The organism is Chitinophaga agrisoli, from assembly GCF_008386695.1.
Classification (GTDB): Bacteria; Bacteroidota; Bacteroidia; order Chitinophagales; family Chitinophagaceae; genus Chitinophaga; species Chitinophaga agrisoli.
Genome location: NZ_VUOC01000003.1, coordinates 281,646 through 301,201, shown reverse-complemented (window position 1 = coordinate 301,201; position 19,556 = coordinate 281,646). Strand labels below are relative to the sequence as shown.

Annotated in this window: 18 protein-coding genes; 4 read left to right on the top strand and 14 right to left on the bottom strand. The window is 49.0% G+C overall.

Going from position 1 to position 19,556, the window contains the following annotated elements; translation table 11 throughout:
* Positions 1-66 precede the first annotated feature (66 nt).
* The 5 genes from F0L74_RS16495 to F0L74_RS16480 form a co-directional block, all read right to left on the bottom strand.
* Positions 67-1,191 carry a multinuclear nonheme iron-dependent oxidase gene (locus F0L74_RS16495; RefSeq protein ID WP_246197742.1) on the bottom strand — a complete coding sequence of 375 codons (1,125 nt, stop codon included), beginning with the start codon at positions 1,189-1,191 and terminating at the stop codon, positions 67-69.
* 28 nt (positions 1,192-1,219) lie between these two features.
* The gene (locus tag F0L74_RS33320) at positions 1,220-1,396 is read right to left on the bottom strand and encodes a chryseobasin-related MNIO class RiPP peptide (RefSeq protein ID WP_188316039.1); all 177 of its coding nucleotides are present in this window, start codon (positions 1,394-1,396) and stop codon (positions 1,220-1,222) included.
* Positions 1,397-1,516: 120 nt separating this feature from the next.
* Positions 1,517-2,368 (bottom strand): dienelactone hydrolase family protein, encoded by an 852-nt coding sequence (locus tag F0L74_RS16490; RefSeq protein WP_149839007.1) that lies wholly within the window; start codon positions 2,366-2,368, stop codon positions 1,517-1,519.
* Positions 2,369-2,523: 155 nt separating this feature from the next.
* Positions 2,524-3,900 (bottom strand): hypothetical protein, encoded by a 1,377-nt coding sequence (locus F0L74_RS16485; protein WP_149839006.1) that lies wholly within the window; start codon positions 3,898-3,900, stop codon positions 2,524-2,526.
* A gap of 75 nt (positions 3,901-3,975) precedes the next feature.
* Positions 3,976-4,800, bottom strand: a complete 825-nt coding sequence (locus F0L74_RS16480) for an SDR family oxidoreductase (RefSeq protein ID WP_149839005.1) — start codon at positions 4,798-4,800, stop codon at positions 3,976-3,978.
* A 100-nt stretch (positions 4,801-4,900) separates the two neighbouring features.
* Here F0L74_RS16480 and F0L74_RS16475 point away from each other — a divergent pair, with 100 nt between their 5' ends.
* From F0L74_RS16475 to F0L74_RS16465, 3 genes are all read left to right on the top strand, one after another.
* The gene (locus F0L74_RS16475; protein WP_149839511.1) at positions 4,901-5,266 is read left to right on the top strand and encodes a winged helix-turn-helix transcriptional regulator; all 366 of its coding nucleotides are present in this window, start codon (positions 4,901-4,903) and stop codon (positions 5,264-5,266) included.
* A 63-nt stretch (positions 5,267-5,329) separates the two neighbouring features.
* Positions 5,330-7,021, top strand: coding sequence for a GH39 family glycosyl hydrolase (locus F0L74_RS16470; RefSeq protein WP_149839004.1), 1,692 nt, complete (start codon positions 5,330-5,332; stop codon positions 7,019-7,021).
* Positions 7,022-7,080: 59 nt separating this feature from the next.
* The gene (locus tag F0L74_RS16465; protein WP_149839003.1) at positions 7,081-7,938 is read left to right on the top strand and encodes a DMT family transporter; all 858 of its coding nucleotides are present in this window, start codon (positions 7,081-7,083) and stop codon (positions 7,936-7,938) included.
* A gap of 146 nt (positions 7,939-8,084) precedes the next feature.
* Here F0L74_RS16465 and F0L74_RS16460 read toward each other — a convergent pair whose 3' ends face one another.
* Entirely contained in the window at positions 8,085-8,627 is a 543-nt protein-coding gene (locus tag F0L74_RS16460; RefSeq protein WP_149839002.1) for a YciE/YciF ferroxidase family protein, read from the bottom strand.
* A gap of 331 nt (positions 8,628-8,958) precedes the next feature.
* Between F0L74_RS16460 and F0L74_RS16455 the strand changes: the two genes are divergently transcribed.
* On the top strand, positions 8,959-10,806 hold the full coding sequence (locus F0L74_RS16455) for a cytochrome c oxidase subunit I (RefSeq protein ID WP_149839001.1): 1,848 nt from the start codon (positions 8,959-8,961) through the stop codon (positions 10,804-10,806).
* Between the two features lie 15 nt (positions 10,807-10,821).
* Here F0L74_RS16455 and F0L74_RS16450 read toward each other — a convergent pair whose 3' ends face one another.
* The 8 genes from F0L74_RS16450 to F0L74_RS16415 all read right to left on the bottom strand — a co-directional run bounded on the left by F0L74_RS16450 (position 10,822) and on the right by F0L74_RS16415 (position 19,530).
* Positions 10,822-11,766, bottom strand: coding sequence for a phosphatase PAP2 family protein (locus F0L74_RS16450; protein WP_149839000.1), 945 nt, complete (start codon positions 11,764-11,766; stop codon positions 10,822-10,824).
* Between the two features lie 8 nt (positions 11,767-11,774).
* Positions 11,775-12,395 (bottom strand): sterol desaturase family protein, encoded by a 621-nt coding sequence (locus tag F0L74_RS16445; RefSeq protein ID WP_149838999.1) that lies wholly within the window; start codon positions 12,393-12,395, stop codon positions 11,775-11,777.
* Positions 12,396-12,397: 2 nt separating this feature from the next.
* Positions 12,398-13,693: a DUF4833 domain-containing protein gene (locus F0L74_RS16440; RefSeq protein ID WP_149838998.1), complete on the bottom strand. Its 1,296-nt coding sequence runs from the start codon at positions 13,691-13,693 to the stop codon at positions 12,398-12,400.
* Positions 13,694-13,703: 10 nt separating this feature from the next.
* On the bottom strand, positions 13,704-16,271 hold the full coding sequence (locus F0L74_RS16435; RefSeq protein WP_149838997.1) for a DUF5686 and carboxypeptidase-like regulatory domain-containing protein: 2,568 nt from the start codon (positions 16,269-16,271) through the stop codon (positions 13,704-13,706).
* Positions 16,268-16,639 (bottom strand): GtrA family protein, encoded by a 372-nt coding sequence (locus F0L74_RS16430; RefSeq protein WP_149838996.1) that lies wholly within the window; start codon positions 16,637-16,639, stop codon positions 16,268-16,270. Before F0L74_RS16430 ends, F0L74_RS16435 begins: the two co-directional genes overlap by 4 nt.
* Positions 16,640-16,644: 5 nt before the next feature.
* A complete protein-coding gene (locus F0L74_RS16425; RefSeq protein ID WP_149838995.1) occupies positions 16,645-17,103 on the bottom strand; it encodes a phosphatidylglycerophosphatase A family protein in 459 nt (152 codons plus the stop codon).
* On the bottom strand, positions 17,100-18,431 hold the full coding sequence (locus F0L74_RS16420) for an inositol-3-phosphate synthase (RefSeq protein WP_149838994.1): 1,332 nt from the start codon (positions 18,429-18,431) through the stop codon (positions 17,100-17,102). Before F0L74_RS16420 ends, F0L74_RS16425 begins: the two co-directional genes overlap by 4 nt.
* Before the next feature lie 109 nt (positions 18,432-18,540).
* The gene (locus F0L74_RS16415) at positions 18,541-19,530 is read right to left on the bottom strand and encodes an NAD-dependent epimerase/dehydratase family protein (RefSeq protein ID WP_149838993.1); all 990 of its coding nucleotides are present in this window, start codon (positions 19,528-19,530) and stop codon (positions 18,541-18,543) included.
* Positions 19,531-19,556: the final 26 nt, after the last annotated feature.

Sequence of the window (19,556 nt, the reverse complement as noted above, 5' to 3'; positions counted from 1 at the left end):
AGATTCACTAACAATATAAATAAAATCAGCTGTATCCCCTATATAATACCATATTAACTGTTAAGCTCACTTCTTCCACTTCTGCGCAATTTTCATGGCCGTCTCTATCATATAAGGCGCCCATGTTTCTATACGCCAGTCAGAGTGTGCCAGGGAGGAGGTTTGTAATGCGTGTACCGCATCATTGTAAGTAGCGGCTGTTTCTAGTATGGCAGATAGCTCCAGCTGTTGCCGGTATAACGTGGCGTCTTCCGCTATATGCGCCGGGATGGTGGGATGTGCAGGTAAAAAGGACTGTATACTCTCTGTGGAACGGGTTGCATTCTTTTCTGCTACAATGGCTTCCATCCGCAGAAAATCCTGCTGGAACTGTGTTTTACTTTCGGCAGTTATCAGCCCATTGCCTAATTGTTCCAGCACTACATATTTAAGATGGGGGCACAGATCAATGGTATTTTCCAACAGCTCAAATACTGCATCCGGCACGGCATCATCATGTGTATCCCGCCTTACTTTTTTAGGCGGGGCGGCCAGGGAATCTTCCCAGCTGCCACCGGAGATATGGATCTCCCTTACCTTATCCAATGGATATAGGCTGATGAGCGTATCAAACGGGATCTCAAAATTATGGAGCTGGCAATAAAGATTATGCAGGTCCAGTATGATAAAACCATTCACCGGCGCCAGCAGCTCATCCAGGAAAGCGCCATGCTGTTTTACTTCTTCCAGCGAATAGGAGAAAGCCAGGTTCTCCAGTCCTACGGGGCATTGGCAGGCTGCCTGTATACGTCGCAGGCGGTCGCGGCCAATAGTAAGCGTAGCGTTGGTATAGGGAATATTAAGCGGCGCGCCGTGATGGAAATCCTTACCGGTCATAAACCCAAAATGCTCCGTTACATGATCAAACCGGAATGCAGTGCTGGTATGCTCCAGCTGCCGCAACCAATCTTCCTGTTCCTGTAGCCATTTACCGGAAAACAGCGAAAAGAAAACACCATGACCGATAAGTCGTTGCTCGTCACTAAAGGCGGTTAACAGCTCCAGGAACCAGGAAGGGATTTCCTTTACCTTAAACAAGGCGTCAAAAGACCATTCTATAGCTTCAACCTTAGAAGCTTCCATCAAAGGCAAACAAGCCCCCAGGATGTCCACATCCAGATTACAGGCTACAGCAGATAAAATTTTTGGCACTTTGTCTATTTTAAAGGAATTAACAGTATCAACCCATACCGCAGGCAGGACAAGGATCGCTATGGCCAGGCGCAGCCTGCTGCTGCAACTCCTTCTGTAGTTTACCAACCGTAGGCTCTGCCTGCTTTTCCTTAGTACAGGAGGTAATGGTGTGCATGCCAATGCCAAGGACAATGGCGCTGAGTAGAGATTTTGACAATTTCATCGCTATAGGTTTTGGGTATTTAGATATGTATGTTAAACGCACCATATTCCCAAAAGTTACAATCAATGAAAAAGCCGTGTGGCAGTCACCACACGGCTTTCGCGTTATAGGATAATTATCCTAGAATATCTTACCGAAGAATGTTTTCATATCATTCCAGGAAGCAGTATCTGCTGCTGCATTATAAGCAATAGGCAGGTTAAATTGTTTGCCTATTGCTGTAGCGCCCGGGTTGGTAAACGCATGAGTAGCGCCGGGATATGCTTTGAATGTATAGTCCGCGCCAATAGAGTCCATGCTCTTTTTGAACTGGGCTACTTCCTGTGGCAGCACGAATTTGTCTTCTTCGCCATGGCATACCAGTATCTTAGCTTTCAGCAGGTCCTTATTGGCAGGAACGCCGGCCAGGTTGCCATGGAAGCTTACTACACCGGTAAACGGTGTGCCCAGCTTAGCGGCATTCAGTACCATAGCGCCGCCAAAGCAATAACCAATAGCAGCTACATGCGCTGTATCTGTTTGGCTATAAGTTTTCAGTTGTGCCAGCGCTGCTTCCACACGGGATTTGATCAGCTTGGGAGCAGTATAGAAAGCACCGGCGGCTTTGCCTGCTTCATCCGGTGTGTTGGCTACTTTACCATTACCGTACATATCCACTGCCAGGGCAATATAACCCAGTTCTGCCAGCTGTCTTGCACGGCTCTTGGTGTAATCATTCAATCCCCACCATTCGGGTACTACCAGTACACCGGGACGTTTCTGATCGCTGGCTTCATTATACACTACATAGCCAATCAAAGTAGTGGTGTCATCTTTGTAGGTTACCGCTTCTTCTTTCAGCTTTACTTCCGGGGCAGCGGTAGTAGCTGTTGAATCTGTAGCGGTTTCCTGGGAAGCAGGTTGGTTGTTGCAGGCAGTGAACCCGGTCACGGCTGCCAGTAAGCAGGTAAAAAGCAAGGTTTGTCCTTTCATAAATAATACACGTTTATAAATAGTGGTTTTAAAGGCTCGCAGATTTGCGGCGTAAATGTCGCGCTTTTTAGCGATATCTATTATTACTATCTATTTAAGACAGTATGCAGTTTATGAGGTAAACCCGCTACCACAACGGGTTGCCTGTTACAGCGTTACGGAAATGCCTTGAACATCTGTTTATCCTTATTATATAACCGTACATCCTTTACGGCGCCGGTACCCATAAAATTGTAGGCAATGCCTACTATATGTACCGGTCTGTCTGGTAACTGACAACTATAAGCAGGCTTGCCATTCACCGTGTATTGGATCTTATTACCAGCCCTTTTACCGCTTACCTGTGCCCAATCTGTAAAGTCTACTCCAAAGCCGGAAAGATCCGCGCTTTTGCCGGATACCATCTCGTCTACGCTCATCAGATTGAGCTCAGATACGCAGCCTTTGTCAGAAAGCGGAATGATAATAGGCGCATCATCCGTGATCAGTAAAATGGCCATCAGCTGACAGGCAGCGGCGCCATCGCGGTAGGTGTGTTTCACCGTGGTGCTAAAGGAGAAGTCAGCCAATGGTACCGGCTCAAAATTACCTACGTTAAAAAACTTCACTACAGGAGGCTGCGGTTTTAAGGCAATATGTTGTTGTAAGATCTCGTCTGCGGATAAAGACAGCTCCCCTGCACGCTCAAATGCGTTGGCAGGCAGGTACACCGGCACCGGCTCCTGCTGGATCATGCCTACCCATCCGTTAGTGGGGATGATCAAAGGGGTTTCTTTCACTACCTGGTTATCCACCAGCAGCTTGGCACGGTAAAAACCAGGCTCGTAATAAATGGAGGTATGGGTATGCGCGTTTTTACCCACCCGCTTTCTTCTGCGTCCGTCCCAGGATTGCTGGATCTCTACAGAATCGCCCTGTGCGGCCGTAGCGTCATAACTAAATATAACGGAGTTGGGAATGCTGCGGGTAACCGGTTTGCTGCTAAACTGGTAATCGCTGGGTTTGGGTGGCGGCGGCGTTTTCTTTAAAGCAAAAATGCCTACCAGTGTAAAGATCACCACTAAAGTAGCGGCTACCATCCAGATGAACTTAGCGGGATAGCGCCCCTTAGCACCGGTTCCCTGCGAGGCTGTGTTAGCGGCAGCGGATGCCACAGCGCCAGAAGTAGTGCCAGCTACAGGCGTAATACCTGCCGGAAAGCCCGTAGTCGCGGGAAGAGCCTCAGTAGTCACAGCGTCTGTAGTAGTTCCAGGCATTATTACAGCCCCGGTGCCCTGCTGTTTATTAAAACTCCGCCAGCTCTCATACCCGGCAAACCGGGCCAGCGTATCCAGGGTAGTGGTGCTGGGCAGGCTATTATATGCCACCCGGCCCCAGATCCGCCTCAAAGTACTGGCGCTCAGGGAAACGCCGGTATGATCCAATATCTGATCCTGCAGGTTCTCAAAATCCCTGCTCTGCCAGCTGGCGCTATCGCCCCAATCCAGCTGTTGCTCTATTGCTTTTAATAATATGTCTATCTGCGGCTGCATGTATATTAACGGTAAAACCGGCGGCAAAAAGTTACAACTTTTTCCGGTTTTACCGTTAAACGACCGCACAGCCCCTCACGCAAAATTGGCTGCTATCTTTTCCAGGTATGCTTCAATAGGCACACTATTCCGCAACGCCATCAGCTGTTTACCGGCATTCCCTACCAGGGTCCTGAACTGTTTGCTGGCGCCCGTTGCCTGCGCATAAATAGCATCTACCACAATCTGCGGGTCATCCACCATGTCAGGGTTATCGCCAGCTTTTGCCATCAGCCCCTTCACTTTATGCACGATGGGATCGTAATCTTTTATCTCCGGATGGCTATGCCAGATAATACTGTTCTGGAAATTATTACCGGAAGAGCCACCCTGCTCTATCAGCCGCAGCTCAATATTGAACGGCTTCAGCTCATAATACAATCCCTCCGTTAATCCTTCCAGCGCAAACTTGGACATGTTATATAAAGAGCCTACCGGCACCGCCGTAGTAACGCCCATAAAAGAGCTGATGTTAATGAACATACCACTTTTATTAGCGCGGAAATGTGGCAGGAAAGCCCGTGTTACGTTAATAGCGCCGCGCACGTTCACCGCAAATTGCCAGTCAATAGCGCTTTCCTCCGCAAATTCCAATGGGCCATAAGTGCCCATACCAGCATTGTTCACTACTACATCTATCTTTCCAAAGGCGGCAATAGCCTGTTCTGTAGCCTGTTTCACCTGCGCTACATCTGTCACGTCCAGCTTGAAGATCCGGATATTGGGATAGGCGTTCAGTTCTGTTTCCTTCTCCGGCGTACGCATAGTAGCCGCTACCTGCCAGCCCTGACTGGCAAAATACTTTGCTGTTAGTTTCCCTAAACCGGTACTGGCGCCGGTTATAAATACTGTCTTGTTCATTTTCATGGTCGTTTAAAATACCTCACAAATGTCCGGCTATTTTGGTATAACTTTGTAACCAGTATAACAGAGTATACCAGGTATGAAACCAACAGCTAAAATGAAAAAGGAAGCAGAAAAAGTATTAAGCTTCCCCCGCAAACAGGCAGAAGAGATCCAGGCGCTGCAGGATACCATCTATGTGGTAGGCGGTAAATGGCGGCTGCCCATTATCAATTCCATCTGCAACGGCAACAAACGTTTCCGGGATATACAACGCAGCATACCCGGCATCACTACCCGCATGTTATCCCGGGAACTGAAGGAAATGGAATTGAACAAACTCATTAACCGCACCGTTTACGCAGATACCCCCGTAACCGTAGAATATACCAGCACGGACTATTGTTACTCCTTTGGCCCCATTATACTGGCCATGATAGACTGGGGCAAGAAACACCGCAAGAAAATAACCGGTAAGGACTAAAAAACTATATCTTTAAGCTATCCACTAAAGAGGGCTTGCCGCCTTCATGAAAAACACGCGTGTATGACCCAACATCCTATCCTCCGTTTGCTCTTATTATTGCCCTTGTTATTACCGGGCCGTTTGCTGGCGCAGAACGATACTGTTAATATACAGGTAGATACCCGTACGCCTAAAGGCCCCATGCAACCCATATGGGCCTGGTTTGGATACGATGAGCCCAACTATACCTACATGAAGGATGGTAAAAAGCTGCTCACAGAAATATCCCAGCTTAGCAAAGTACCCGTATACGTGCGCACCCATAGCCTGCTGGTAACCGGCGATGGCAAGGCCGCCCTTAAATGGGGCTCCACCAACGCCTATACGGAGGATAGCCAGGGCCGCCCCATTTACAACTGGACTATCATAGATAGCATTTTTGACACCTACATACAACGGGGCATGAAACCCCTGGCGCAGATAGGTTTTATGCCTCAGGCGCTTTCCGTAAAGCCGGAGCCATACCGCCATCACTGGCAACCGGATAACTCCTATGGCGATATCTTTACCGGCTGGGCCTATCCGCCAAAAGATTATAAAAAGTTCGCCGCCCTGGTATACGAATGGGTAAAACATTGCGTGGCCCGCTATGGCAAAGCAGAGGTAGAAAGCTGGTACTGGGAAATGTGGAACGAGCCTAATATCGACTACTGGAAAGGCACTACAGAAGAATACATCAAACTGTATGATTATTCGGCAGATGCGGTAAAGCGTGCCCTGCCCACCGCCCGCATCGGCGGGCCGGAAGTAACTGGCCCCAACTGGAAGGATGCGGCAGATTTCCTGAAAGCCTTCCTGGATCATGTTGTAAATGGTACCAATTATGCAACCGGCAAACGCGGCGCCCCGCTGGATCTTATCTCCTTCCACGCCAAAGGATCACCCAAACTGGTGAATGGCGTGGTACAGATGAATATGGGTACCCAGCTGCGCGATATAGATAAAGGCTTTGAGATCGTAGCCTCCTACCCTACGCTTAAACATCTCCCTATCATCATTGGCGAGTCTGACCCGGAAGGCTGTGCGGCCTGCTCGGAGAACTATCATCCGCAGAACGCCTACCGCAACGGCACCATGTACTCCAGCTATACAGCGGCCGCTTTTGCCCGCAAATATGACCTGGCTGCCGCCCGCGGCATTCACCTGGCGGGCGCTGTTACCTGGGCTTTTGAGTTTGAGGACCAGCCCTGGTTTGCCGGCTTCCGCGATCTGGCCACCAATGGCGTAGATAAACCGGTGCTGAACGTATTCCGTATGTTTGGGAAAATGCAGGGCCAACGTGTGCAGGTAAGCGGCCCGCTGGCCTACGATGCATTCCGTATCCGTGACTCCAGTGTGCGCGGCTCCCAGCCGGATGTCAACGCGCTGGCCACCGCGGATGCCCACAGCGTAAGCGTAATGGTATGGAACTATCATGATAACAATAGCCCGGCGCCCGCCACCCCGGTAGCCATTACTATTAAAGGGCTTCCCAATGGCCAGCTACGCCTGCAGCATTACCGCATAGATTCCACCCATAGCAATGCCTACACCGTATGGAAACAACTGGGATCGCCACAGCAGCCCACACCGGAACAGGTAGCCCAATTAGAGAAAGCCGGCCAGCTGGAACAACTGGCTGCGCCGGAACAGCTAACCGCCGCTAACGGCCAAACCGTGATCCGTATGATAATGCCCCGGCAAGGTGTATCCTTACTGCAACTTTCCTGGTAAAGAAGCATTCCCGGCACAACTTTCCTGGTAACTGAATATTATTGTACATTCCCACTCCTATGAGCGTTTACGCATTATTACTGGTAATAGCGGCCGCCGTGCTGCACGCTGCCTGGAACCTGATCACCAAACAGGTCAACGGTAAATTGCCTTTTTTCTGGCTGGTATCAGTGGCTTCCTCCGTGGTATGCCTGCCCTTTTTTTTCGTGCAGGCGGCGCATGAGCAGCTAAACTGGACCTTACCCGTCATGGGCCTTGCCCTGGTAAGCGCCATCCTGCACCTGCTCTACTTTGTGCTGCTGCAAACAGGTTACCGCAAAGCAGATCTTTCTGTTGTATATCCCGTAGCCAGGGGCGCCGGTCCTTTATTTTCCGTGGCGGGCGCCATGTTGCTGTTTAGCGAAAGACCCGGCCTGCTGGCCCTCACAGGCGTTTGTCTGATCATTGCGGGGGTAATTGTAATGACCGGCCTCAAAGTCACCAAAAATGCCCGCATCGTAGCAGGGCTGCAATACGGCCTGCTCACGGGTTTGTTTATTGCGGCATATACACTCTGGGACCGCACCGCTGTGGTGGATTATCATGTATCCCCGCTGTTTATCACGTTCGCCTCCATGCTGTTGCCGTTGGTGCCACTAATACCCGTAATGGCCCGTAAACGGGAAGAAGTGAAACGGGAGATCATACAGCACTGGAAACAGATCATCGCCGTGGCCGTTTTTCAGCCCGTCTCTTACCTACTGGTGCTGATCGCCCTGAAAACCACACCGGTGTCTTATGTGGCCCCGGCCAGAGAACTGAGTATCGTAGTGGGGGTATTCTTTGGAGCTAACTTATTAAAAGAAGACGATGCCCGGAAACGGATCATTGCAGCGATAGTGATTCTGGCGGGTATTGTATTGCTGGCGCTGGGGTAGTGCCGACCGCTTATTACCGGGATACCAGTACAGCCCAGCCAGATAACAAACATAATGAAGCAAATAAGTTTTTCTTAAAAAACCGAACGCCTGACGTGCTACCGTCAGGCGTTCAGTCCTTTTCTGCATTACTGCATTAGCCCTTGTTATGCCGTTTGGGGTTCCATTCTCGCTTGTCTGTTCACATTACCTTCGGCAATTTGTGTAAGTAAGGCGTCAGCCTCTTTTTCCTCACCAAGGGTTTGTCCTAATATGGATGCAGCCTCTTCATAGCCTAATGTGCGGGCCAATTGGCATAATCCGCCATACGTGGCTATCTCATAATGTTCTGCTTTCTGTGCGGCAAAGATTATCCCTACGTCCCGTTGTGCGGTGCCGCCATCCGTTTCGTCTATTATATCCTCGCCTTCGTCTACGATGCCTGACATGGCCGGACATTTCTTTGCTTTTGCCTCTTTGCCTATAATATCAAATACCTGTTCCAGTCTTGTTACATGGTTCCGTGTCTGCTCCAGGTGATTGCCAATCGCTGTCTTTAAATCATTGGTAGTAGCTGCTTCCTGCATTTTAGGAAGGGTCTTTACCAGTTTCTTCTCCGCCCAGTAGATATCCTGTAGCTGATCTTCGAAGAAAGTCTGCAGTTTGGAATCTATAGCAGTAGAAGCCTGGTTAACATTTGTATTTGCCATAAGAATACTTTTTTAGTAAATGGTTACGCTTAATAATCACCAAATAGCATGCACAATATGCCAGATGATGGAAAGAATTCTCGTACGCATGGGCTGCCATCCACACAATATCAATCCCTAATACAACAGCGATATGCTAATATTTTCTACCGTAAAGCACGCTAACAGTGGGTATCAAGTGTTGCATTTGTTATAAGGATTGTGGAGATCACTGCACAGGAATTTTACTGCGTTATTGGCCATCTCCCCTGTAAAGCAGGCCGGGCAAAGTTTTTGTGGGACGATCAGATTGTCAACGCTCATCTCTCTCACCGTTAAACGGAAACCATCTATGCATCATCCCACCACGCAACCCGGCCAGGAACAGGCTACTCAGCAAACAGTTGCACATGACCATGGTAATGGGCACGAACACCACAAGGAGTCTTTTTTCTCAAAGTATGTTTTCAGTATGGATCATAAGATGATCGCCAAACAGTTCCTGATAACAGGTATGGTATGGGCTATCATCGGCGCGGGCTTTTCTGTGTTGTTCCGCCTGCAGCTGGGCTATCCGGACCAATCCTTCCCCTGGCTGGAGACCATCCTGGGCCACTGGGCAAAAGGCGGCCATATTTCGCCGGAGGCCTATTATGCGCTCGTAACCATGCACGGCACCATCCTTATCTTTTTTGTGCTGACAGCTGGCCTGAGCGGCACCTTTGCCAACCTGCTCATTCCCCTGCAGGTGGGCGCGCGGGATATGGCTTCCCCATTTATGAATATGCTTAGTTACTGGTTCTTTTTCCTGGCCAGTGTGGTAATGATGACCTCCCTGTTTGTGCAAACCGGACCTGCCGCCGGCGGCTGGACCTCCTACCCGCCACTCAGCGCCCTGGGCAGCGCGGCTATTGGCTCGCGCATAGGAATGGACCTATGGCTGGCCAGTATGGCCCTTTTTGTAGTATCTCAGCTGCTGGGCGGCCTAAACTACATCAGCACCATCCTTAATATGCGCACTAAGGGCATGGCCCTTAACCGCATGCCGTTGACTATCTGGGCCTTGTTTTTCACCGCTGTATTGGGCGTACTGTCTTTCCCGGTACTGCTATCCGGTTTCATCCTGTTGCTGCTGGACAGGCACGCCGGCACCAGCTTTTACCTGAGTGATCTGTATGTGGCAGGCCGGGCCTTATCCAACGAAGGCGGCAGCGCTATCTTATATCAGCACTTATTCTGGTTCCTGGGCCACCCGGAAGTGTACATCGTTATCTTGCCGGCGATGGGTATAGTTTCCGAAGTGCTGGCCATTAACGCAAGGAAACCCATTTTTGGGTATATGGCCATGGTGGGCTCCCTGTTTGCCATTACCGCCCTGGCTTTTGTGGTATGGGCGCATCATATGTTTGTTACAGGCATGAATCCTTTCCTGGGGTCGTTTTTTGTGCTGCTTACCTTGCTGATAGCGGTGCCGTCTGCCATCAAGGTATTTAACTGGTTGACCACCATCTACCGGGGCAGCATGCATTTTACGCCGGCTTCGTTATTCAGTATCGGGTTTGTGAGCACTTTTATTTCCGGCGGATTGACCGGTATCTGGTTAGGTAATTCCTCTATCGATATACATGTGCACGATACCTATTTCGTGATCGCGCATTTTCACCTGGTGATGGGCGTCTCCGCTATATTTGGCATGTTTGCCGGCATTTATCACTGGTTTCCGAAAATGTATGGCAGGTATATGAACACCACGCTGGGATATATTCATTTTTGGATCACGCTGATAGGCGCCTATCTCATTTTCTGGCCCATGCACTATGAGGGATTGGCAGGCATGCCCCGCCGCTATTACGATTACAGTAACTGGGAATCCTTTAAACAGTTCGAGCCGCTAAACCAGTTCATCACAGTCGTGGCCGTCACGGTCTTTTTTACCCAGCTGTTATTTGTATTTAATTTCTTCTACAGCCTGTTCAAGGGCAGAAAGCTCACCACTACCAACCCCTGGAATGCCACCACGCTGGAGTGGACCACGCCCATCCGCCCAGGGCATGGCAACTGGCCCGGCGAAATACCGGAGGTACACCGCTGGGCCTATGACTATAGTAAGGATGGAAAAGATTTTATTCCGCAAACAGTGCCGGAAATGCCGGATGAAAAGGCTGCACATGTGCCGGCATCGGATAAAACGCCGGTATAGTCAGTGTCATCGGCCTCAGGTAGTGTGCCGGTATAAATACTGCAGGAAACTGATGAAGAAATAACGCCTGCACAGCACCCGGTGATACAGGAAGATACCTACGCCGGCGGTAAGGATCCCCGCCAGCACATCCAATATATAATGGTGGCTGGTATACACAGCGGCAAACCAAATGCCTGCCGTTACAATGGTAGACAGGATCTTAAAAGTGGTGCTCTTTGTTCTCCAGGCAAATACCAGCACTATCAGCGGGTAAGCAGAGTGCAGGGAGGGCATGGCAGCAAATACGTTGGAGCCTTTGGCATACAATCCCTTAAATATGCTTACCTGGAAGAACTGGTCAAACCGCGCCAGACCTGCCGTGTTACCGGGGGTGTGCGGTATCAGGTCAAACCCATGCAGCTGCACATACCAGGGTGGCGCCGCGGGAAAGGTATAGTACACCACAAAACCCAGCAGGTTCACAAAAAGGAAAATGAACATAAAATGGAAGAACTGCACGCGGTTAGCGTAAAACAGGTAGGCGGCAAAGGCCAGGGGCAGCGGGATCCAGCACAGGTAAAAAAGGCCGCACAATACATCCAGGAATGCATTGGAATGGGCCAGCCAGTATTCATTGGGGGTCAGTATCCCCCCGCTGGAGGCAATCCCGAAAATATTCCGCTCCGCATAATATACACTGGCAATATGCACCTTTCCAAACTCGTAGTTCGGAAAGGCCTTCATATAATCATACAGGATCCAGTATACAATGAAGATGGAGAAACCAATGATAAACTTGCGCGTGCCTTTGGATATGTAGAATAAGGAGTTAAAGATCCCTACCAGCACCAGCTGATCTGTTTTAAATCCCACCAGCAACGCAGAGAGCAACAAATAACCAACACTGATCAACGAAGTGATGATCAGTGTTTTGCGATTGTAAAAAGACACAGGAGTGACAGTAGAAAGCGTGTCCATCTATCTCATCATTTCTTTATAAAATCCGACCCAAATATCAGGTCCCACAGCTTGGAGCTTACGCCATAACCTTTAGTCGCATCTGAATAATGGTGGAGCATATGGTGCTTCTTTAACATCATCCAGTATTTATTCTTAAAGTTCACGTGATGGAACGCATAGTGCGATATGTCGTACACAAGATATCCCAGCACAAAAGCAGGGTAAAATGCGTAGAGCTGCTGCTCATTCATCAGCGCCCGGAACAGGAGATAAAAACCTATGGCCAGGGGAATGCTCACGGAAGGAGGTAATACCAGCCTTAAGCGATCCTGCGGATAATCATGGTGCACGCCATGGAAAATAAAATGCAGTTTCCGGCCCCAGTCAGTTTTAGGCTCATGATGGAATACAAAACGGTGCATGATATACTCCGTAATGGTCCACAGGAAAAGCCCGGCAGCAAAATATCCTATAAAAGGCAGTATCTCAATACCTTCTATAGCAAAATCACGCCAGCAGCAGTAAATGATCACAGGTACGTATAGGACAAGCGGTACCCAGAAAGGTATCTTGGATAAAGCTTCCATCCAGCCCGCCTTAAACATCCGGATAGACTCCGGGGAGTTGGATATATAGTTCTTTTTCATGTCTATGGTTTAAAACGTTCCATTTTTTCTGCACCCGTGGCCGGGTCTGTTCCCTTCATCTCAACATAGATCACATTGGGTACCCAAAAAGTACCGCCCTCAATCTGGATCCAAATGGTATTGAGGATGGCCAGGGAACCGTTAATGTTGGTAAATATCTGGTATTTACCCTTGTCTGTCTTCATCAGGTACATCGGACGTTTGTCGTATGCCACCGATTTGAGCTCATATTTCTCCGGGCTCAGGCGTTTTACCTTTAACCCGTACGCAAATTTACGTTGTATCCAGTTTAATCCTTTCTTATCCCCATTTTCAGTGAATCGCAGCCAGTAGATATTTACAGGCTCCTCCTCATCCAGCTTACCGCTGGCGTCCATATTCAGGTCGTATACTACGGTATTGGAGTTAGGCGTGCGCTGCAGGTAGAACAGCATGGTCGGGATACCCTTAGGTACCGGAAAAACCGGCCGGTCCGGACCACCATTCGCCTGGCTGGCCTTTACACCAGCGCCAGTGCACAGCAAAACTATTAAACCTACCAGCGCTATCAGCTGTTTGCCTGCGGGCTTGCTTTGTGCCGCCCCCGGCGTCTGTTGCTCTTTTTCCATGGTCTTTTTCGCATCCCGTAAACGGTTCACCGCCGTAATATTAGTCATCACAGCCAGCACCGTAATTGGAATGGTAAAGATAGACATGGTTTCAAAAATATGGAAGGGTAAACCCGGTATAAATAATTTATAGCCGCCGCCAATGTAATGGCCGGCTACCCCGCACGCTATGGCAGACAGCGCTATCAGCACCACCCGCTCCGGGCGCTGCATCAGACCGCCTTTGCACTCAATGCCCAAACCTTCTGCCCGGGCCCTGGTATAACTTACCATCATGGAGCCTATCATGGCAATAAAAGCAAACAGGGAACTGAGGAAGTAGTGATGGGCCACCAGGTAATAACAAATACCCAGGAACAGCACCAGCTCGCTGTAACGGTCCAGTACGGAATCATATAGCGCGCCAAACTTGGAGCTCATTTTGCCCAGGCGGGCCACCTGGCCGTCCAGCATGTCAAATAATCCTGCAAAAAGGATCAGGGCGCCTGCCCATCCTACATAGGAAAGATCGCCCCGGTTACTTTTCTCTGCCCCTACCACAAATATGATGGCTACCCCAATGTTCAGGATCAACCCTATGGTGGTAACCGCATTGGGCGTAAGCCCTATTTTTATCAATCCTTTTACAACAGGATTTATGACCACATAAATGGCCTGTTGTAACTTATCTCTGAAAGTGCTCTTTTTCATCGGTACAAATTTAGAAATCCAACCTTACCCGCGTTCTGATACCCCATTTGGGAACATCCGGGTGGTCGAGGTACGTAAACCTCCTTACCAGGTCTACACGCACCAGCTTAAAAATGTTCGCAATACCTACGCTGCCTTCAACATACGGCTTTTCATCCAGGCTAAAGGTAGTAGGCATACCGTATTTGTCCACCGGGAATTTGAAGAGCGTAGGGTCGTTTTCCGGCCTGTTCTCCGCACGGACGCCGCCGTACAGGAATTTGGCAGCAGCCACCTCGCGCAGCTTCAAACGCTTCAGCAACGGTATTTTATTAAAGATAAACCCATTAAAGTGATGGTCTATATTTAAGCTTATATAGTGATCGCTCACGAACTCCAGGAAGTTCATCATGTTATACGACTCCAGCTGGTAAGCATAGGTCTGGTTAGCATGGTGAACCGTCAGCAGCGGGAACGGTACTTTACCAAAGGTATAACCTCCTTCTATCACCACCTCACTGTAGCCAATGGGCGAAAGATAGATCAGCTTATACATGTTCAGGCTGATGTTCTGATAGTTATACTGGCTATTGAAAAGGCCTTTCACCCCAAAGATCGCCCGGAGCGTAAAAATCGGGTATTTATTGGGAATAGGAACACGAAATTGTTTTCCCTGGTAGAACTGCTCATGGGGCGCCCACCTGAACTCGCCGGAGAACTCCGTGGTAGTGACCTTTTGCACACTGTCTGATGCAAACGAACCTTTGATATACGCCAGGCTGCCCGCCGGAGTTTGCGCCCAGTTCTTGAACCCTACCCTAAAAGAGGTATGGTTCCGGAGCTCATGGAGATAGGTGACATTATAAATATCGTTGTACAGCCACTTATCGTTATTGCCCCGTTTGAATGACAGCAGGAAGTTATCTTCCTGGATAAACTGCAGTTCCTGACCAGGGATCTTCATATCCCGCTGATAGTTGGCGGATAACGACCTTACCGGGAACTCCCATATGGAACGGTGGGTAAAGGAATAAGTGCCGCCAAAATAGTATTTCCACTTTTCGTCCTTGAAGCCATAAGCGGCATAGGACTCCAGGTAAATGCTCTTGTTGAATTTAGGCGTGGTACGGCCACCCAGGCGAAGACGGAAACCCTCTACCGGGTTAAAGCTGTAAAAAGTGTTCACCGGTCCTACCTCTATGGGGCCAAAGCTTTTATAACCCGCCAGCAGCAAGGTGGCAATATCCATGGTACGCCGGAAGGACTTCATATGCTGCAGGCTGTCAATATTGGCGTATACCTTGGATTCTGCGTTAGACAGGGTATCATGACGGTTTTGCTGCCAGAACCCTTCGGTAACTGTAGTAGCGCTATCCGGCGTTACCTCAGTGGCGCCTTTGTAAAAATCATCCGGCATGGCCTTGTTGATCACAAAATCCTTTACAGATACTGTACGCTCCCCGTAAATACCGCCTTTGCCGTTGGCAAACATACCCATGTCCGCCATCAGCGTACTTTTACTGGTATACCAGCGGTTATCCGCCGTTTTCTGGAACTCCTGCAGTACGCGGAAATCACGGATCCAGTTAATATTGGTGCGTTTATTACCGGTCATATCCGCCCGCTGAATGGCATAGTGCCCATCCAGGGTCACATACAGCTTACCCTGCAGCAGCAGGTCTGTCTGGTTCCGGGGCACAAATTCCATTTCGATCAGCTTATCGCCGGATTCGGTGGTAATCGTGTCTGTGATGAAGTATTTATAGAAAGTAGGCGCTGCGTTGGCGATAGGGCTCAGGAACTGGTTAGTGAACAACATCAGGTTGTTGTCATAAATGTTGAAGTCCTGGTAAATATGGTTCAGATAAGCGCTCATACCCTGGTTATCGATATAATCTTCAAAGCTTACCTTCTTATCCCCCTTTACAAACTCTTTCTTTTTCTCCGGGTCACGGCGGTAGTATACGTCTGCGACTTTCTCCTCCAGGTAAATAGGCAGCAATGATTTGCCCTCTACCTTGGTGGTGTCCTGGTTGTCAAACATAAACTGGTACTTACGCACCAGCCGGCCGTTCTTAAATTTTTCGGAAACATTACTTAATGAGAACGACAGCTTTTCATACTGGTTAAACTGGCTGTAGTCATAATGTTCAATACGATTCTTGTCCCTGTTGTCTATCACCAGGCGGATAAGCTCTACCGCCGGGTTATCTTTATTACGGTAACGTTCGCGTTTGCCGCTTTTTACCACTACTTCCCCTAACATACGGGATGTAGTTTCCAGCCGTACATTCAGCGTTTGTTCTGCGCCAATGTTCAGCTTTACTCTAAAGGTGCGGTAGCCCAGGTTGGCTACATGTAAACTGTCGTACCTGCCGTTAAACTGCAGGCTGAATTTACCGTTCATGTCCGTTGATGTACCAATGTTGGTACCCGGTATAAACACGTTCACGAACGGCATAGCCGTCTTTTGTTTTGCGTCTACGACGGTTCCTCTTACAGTGGTGGTTTGCGCGTACATCCTCAACGAGCAAACGGTTAACAAAAACATCAGCACCAGGCTTATCTTTTCCAAGCTATGGTCCTTACTAATCTTCATCTGAATACAAATTTCTTTTGCAATACATAATTATACCCTATGCCCACCACAACAGCTGTCACTACTTTTGAGATCACATAGCTCTGTCCTATGTATTGCGTGATCAGAAAAACTCCTGCCGCATTCAGCAGGAGGTTGCCGGTCCAAACCAGCACGTACTTAATAAACTGCCATTCTATTTTCCTGTCGGCTGCATTAAAAGCCCACAGCCGGCCTATCATAAAGTTGAGTATGCCGCCGGCAATGGTTCCCGTTATACTACCCGCCAAGTACCACCATCCAAAAACATTCACCAAAACGATTGTGGTCAAAAAGTCGAAACAAGTGGCTGCCAAAGACGCGGCCTGCGCTTTTATAAAGGTCGCCATTTTATTTAAAACAGTTTAGACCTGCATATCACCTGTAACAGCAGGTTGGCATATACACCCGCTATCACATCGTCCAACATTACGCCCCACCCACCGGGTAAACGCTCTGCTTTTCTGATATACAAGATTTTGGTAATATCGAAAAAACGGAACAGGACCAACCCTGCCGCCACATAAGGTATGCTTAGGGGTACCATTAGCAGGCTGATGCACATTCCGGCTACCTCGTCTATCACCACCCGCTGGTGGTCTTTACCCCAGTCTGCCTCTACATGGTTTGCGCTCCAAACACCTACTGCTACTATCAGTACAGTCACTGTCCACTGCATTGTAAAATTGGGGATCTCCCCAGCCTGGAGTATATACCAGCAAACGGCCGTTACCAATGCGGCTACGGTTCCCGCTCCTTTGCCTATATACCCTATCCCCAGGCTGGTGGAGATCAGCTGATGGAACTTTTTCATGCGTCAGCTGCAATATCCTCGTAATAATCCAGGCCAAGATGCGTGATCAGGTCTTCGCCCATCATATGACGTAAGGTATTTTCCAGTTTTATCAACTGTTTGAAGATATCATGTTCAGGCCTCAAACCAGGCGCAGTTTGCGGCGATTTGAAGTAGAATGACAACCATTCCTGTACACCAGACATGCTGGCCCTTTTAGCCAGGTCGATGAATAAGGCCAGATCCAGTACAATAGGCGCTGCCAGGATAGAATCGCGGCACAGGAAATTGATCTTGATCTGCATGGGATAACCCAGCCAGCCAAAGATGTCAATGTTATCCCAGCTTTCCTTATTATCTCCACGGGGAGGATAATAGTTGATACGGATCTTATGGTATAGGTCGCCATACAGCTCAGGGTTTAAGTCAGGACGGAAAATATCCTCCAGTACCCCTAGTTTGGACACCTCTTTTGTTTTAAAGTTATCAGGATCATCCAGTACCCAGCCATCGCGGTTGCCCAGGATGTTGGTAGAGAACCATCCCTGTACGCCAAGCGCCCTTGCATGCAAACCGGGTGCCAGAATCGTCTTCATCAGGGTCTGGCCGGTCTTGAAGTCCTTACCACCAATAGGCGTGTTGGTCTCTTTAGACAGCTGTACCAGGGCCGGAATGTCGCAGGTGAGGTTAGGCGCGCCGTTACAGAAAGGCACACCCAGCTTCAGGGCGGCATACGCGTAGATCATGCTGGGCGCTATACGGCTGTCATTAGCCTTCAGCGCCTGTTCAAACTTTTCCAGTGTTTCATGGATGTCTGCCGCTTCATGGAAGATCTCCGTAGAGCCGCACCATACCAGTACTACACGGTCACAGTTATTTTTGGCCTGAAAATTCTTGATATCCTCCATTACAGCCAGTGCCAGGTTGTACTTGGTATCGTACTCCTTTACGTGGGTGCCATCGAGGTTCTTTACAAAATTCTTGTCAAAAGCAGCCTTCATGGGTACCAGGGCTTCCAGCTCCGGCTGTATGGCCTTCAGCAAGTGGGTATCCAGTACGCCGGCTTTAACGGCCGCTTCGTACACGTTATCTTCATAAACGTCCCAGCCGCCAAATACGATATCATTTAAATGAGCCAGGGGAACAAAATCTTTGATCTTGGGAGTCCTGTTTTCTGTTCTTTTGCCCAGGCGTATGCTGCCTGTTTGGGTAAGGGAACCAATGGGTTGGGAAAGCCCTTTCTTAACTGCCTCCACGCCGGCTATTACCGTTGTGGCTACCGCACCTAAGCCTGGAATCAATATACCCAGCTTTCCTTTCGCATCCTGAACTTGTTGTTTCTTCGCCATATCAGTTTTTTGTTTTAATTCCCGGCTGTCCCTCCCTTTTTAACGGCGGCAGGTGATGTACCGGGGTTTCATCTCAATTATTTAACCTTCTTGATTAAACATTTTCATCCTATAACCATTTATGGTCCTTATACCATTGCATCGTTTCTGCCAACCCCTTCTCCAGGTCATAGTCCGGTACAAACTGCAGGTCTGCCCGGCTTTTCTCAATGCTGCAATGCCAGTTTGGCGCCGTGAGCTCATTCAGTTTTTCCCTGTTGAGCGCTGGCGCTTTCTTCCCACTGGAAGGCATTTTTTCGAGTACTCCCGCTATCACCTGCACAATACCATACGGTACGTGGAACTTTAAGGTGCGTTTGCCAAGCAGCTTTTTTGAAATGTCTGCTAAAGCGTAACGGTCGTACACATTTCCATCTGACAAGTTGTAGGTGCCTGTGCCGGGCGATGTAAGTGCACTAATGGTGGCCTTTGCCAGGTCTTTCACATAGATGAAGCTGAAGCGTTGCCGCTGGCTTCCTATATACGGTTCCAGACCCCGGCTGATCAGTTTGAACATAATGAATATGTCCTTATCCCGGGGGCCATACACAGCAGTGGGACGTAAAATGATCAAGGGAAGTCCCTCCATCTGCTGTAAATACTGTTCTGCCAGCAGTTTACTCCTTCCGTACGCCGTAACAGGCCGCGGCTCATTATCTTCCAGGAGCGGGGCCTGCGCATCATATGCAATGGGCCCCAATACTGCCAGGCTGCTGATAAACACGAACTTACTCACCGGTTTGGCCGCATTACGTATAGCCTCTGCCAGGTGTTTGGTATACCCTGCATTCACCGCGTTGTATTCCTCATCGGAGAATGCTTTGGTGATACCGGCTGCGTGTATCACATAATCATACTGCTTATCATTCAGCACTTCCCTTATGGAAGCTTCGCTGTTAAAATCAGGGGAAACATATTGCACCTCATATCCCTGCAAATGATCAACGCGGCTGGATGCCCTTACGGCTGCATGTACTTCCAATCCCGCCTGTAATGCTGCCTCGATCAAATGAAACCCAACAAACCCACTGGCGCCTGTAATAAGAACTTTTCGTCTCACTTTTATGTATTTGTTTGAAGGTATAA

Coding starts and splice junctions, on each gene's coding strand:
- F0L74_RS16445 (WP_149838999.1), bottom strand. CDS start 12,395: ATGAAAAAGAACTATATATCCAACTCCCCGGAGTCTATCCGGATGTTT.
- F0L74_RS16440 (WP_149838998.1), bottom strand. CDS start 13,693: ATGAAAAAGAGCACTTTCAGAGATAAGTTACAACAGGCCATTTATGTG.
- F0L74_RS33320 (WP_188316039.1), bottom strand. CDS start 1,396: ATGAAATTGTCAAAATCTCTACTCAGCGCCATTGTCCTTGGCATTGGC.
- F0L74_RS16470 (WP_149839004.1), top strand. CDS start 5,330: ATGACCCAACATCCTATCCTCCGTTTGCTCTTATTATTGCCCTTGTTA.
- F0L74_RS16465 (WP_149839003.1), top strand. CDS start 7,081: ATGAGCGTTTACGCATTATTACTGGTAATAGCGGCCGCCGTGCTGCAC.
- F0L74_RS16435 (WP_149838997.1), bottom strand. CDS start 16,271: ATGAAGATTAGTAAGGACCATAGCTTGGAAAAGATAAGCCTGGTGCTG.
- F0L74_RS16480 (WP_149839005.1), bottom strand. CDS start 4,800: ATGAACAAGACAGTATTTATAACCGGCGCCAGTACCGGTTTAGGGAAA.
- F0L74_RS16485 (WP_149839006.1), bottom strand. CDS start 3,900: ATGCAGCCGCAGATAGACATATTATTAAAAGCAATAGAGCAACAGCTG.
- F0L74_RS16490 (WP_149839007.1), bottom strand. CDS start 2,368: ATGAAAGGACAAACCTTGCTTTTTACCTGCTTACTGGCAGCCGTGACC.
- F0L74_RS16450 (WP_149839000.1), bottom strand. CDS start 11,766: ATGGACACGCTTTCTACTGTCACTCCTGTGTCTTTTTACAATCGCAAA.
- F0L74_RS16455 (WP_149839001.1), top strand. CDS start 8,959: ATGCATCATCCCACCACGCAACCCGGCCAGGAACAGGCTACTCAGCAA.
- F0L74_RS16425 (WP_149838995.1), bottom strand. CDS start 17,103: ATGAAAAAGTTCCATCAGCTGATCTCCACCAGCCTGGGGATAGGGTAT.
- F0L74_RS16475 (WP_149839511.1), top strand. CDS start 4,901: ATGAAAAAGGAAGCAGAAAAAGTATTAAGCTTCCCCCGCAAACAGGCA.
- F0L74_RS16420 (WP_149838994.1), bottom strand. CDS start 18,431: ATGGCGAAGAAACAACAAGTTCAGGATGCGAAAGGAAAGCTGGGTATA.
- F0L74_RS16430 (WP_149838996.1), bottom strand. CDS start 16,639: ATGGCGACCTTTATAAAAGCGCAGGCCGCGTCTTTGGCAGCCACTTGT.
- F0L74_RS16460 (WP_149839002.1), bottom strand. CDS start 8,627: ATGGCAAATACAAATGTTAACCAGGCTTCTACTGCTATAGATTCCAAA.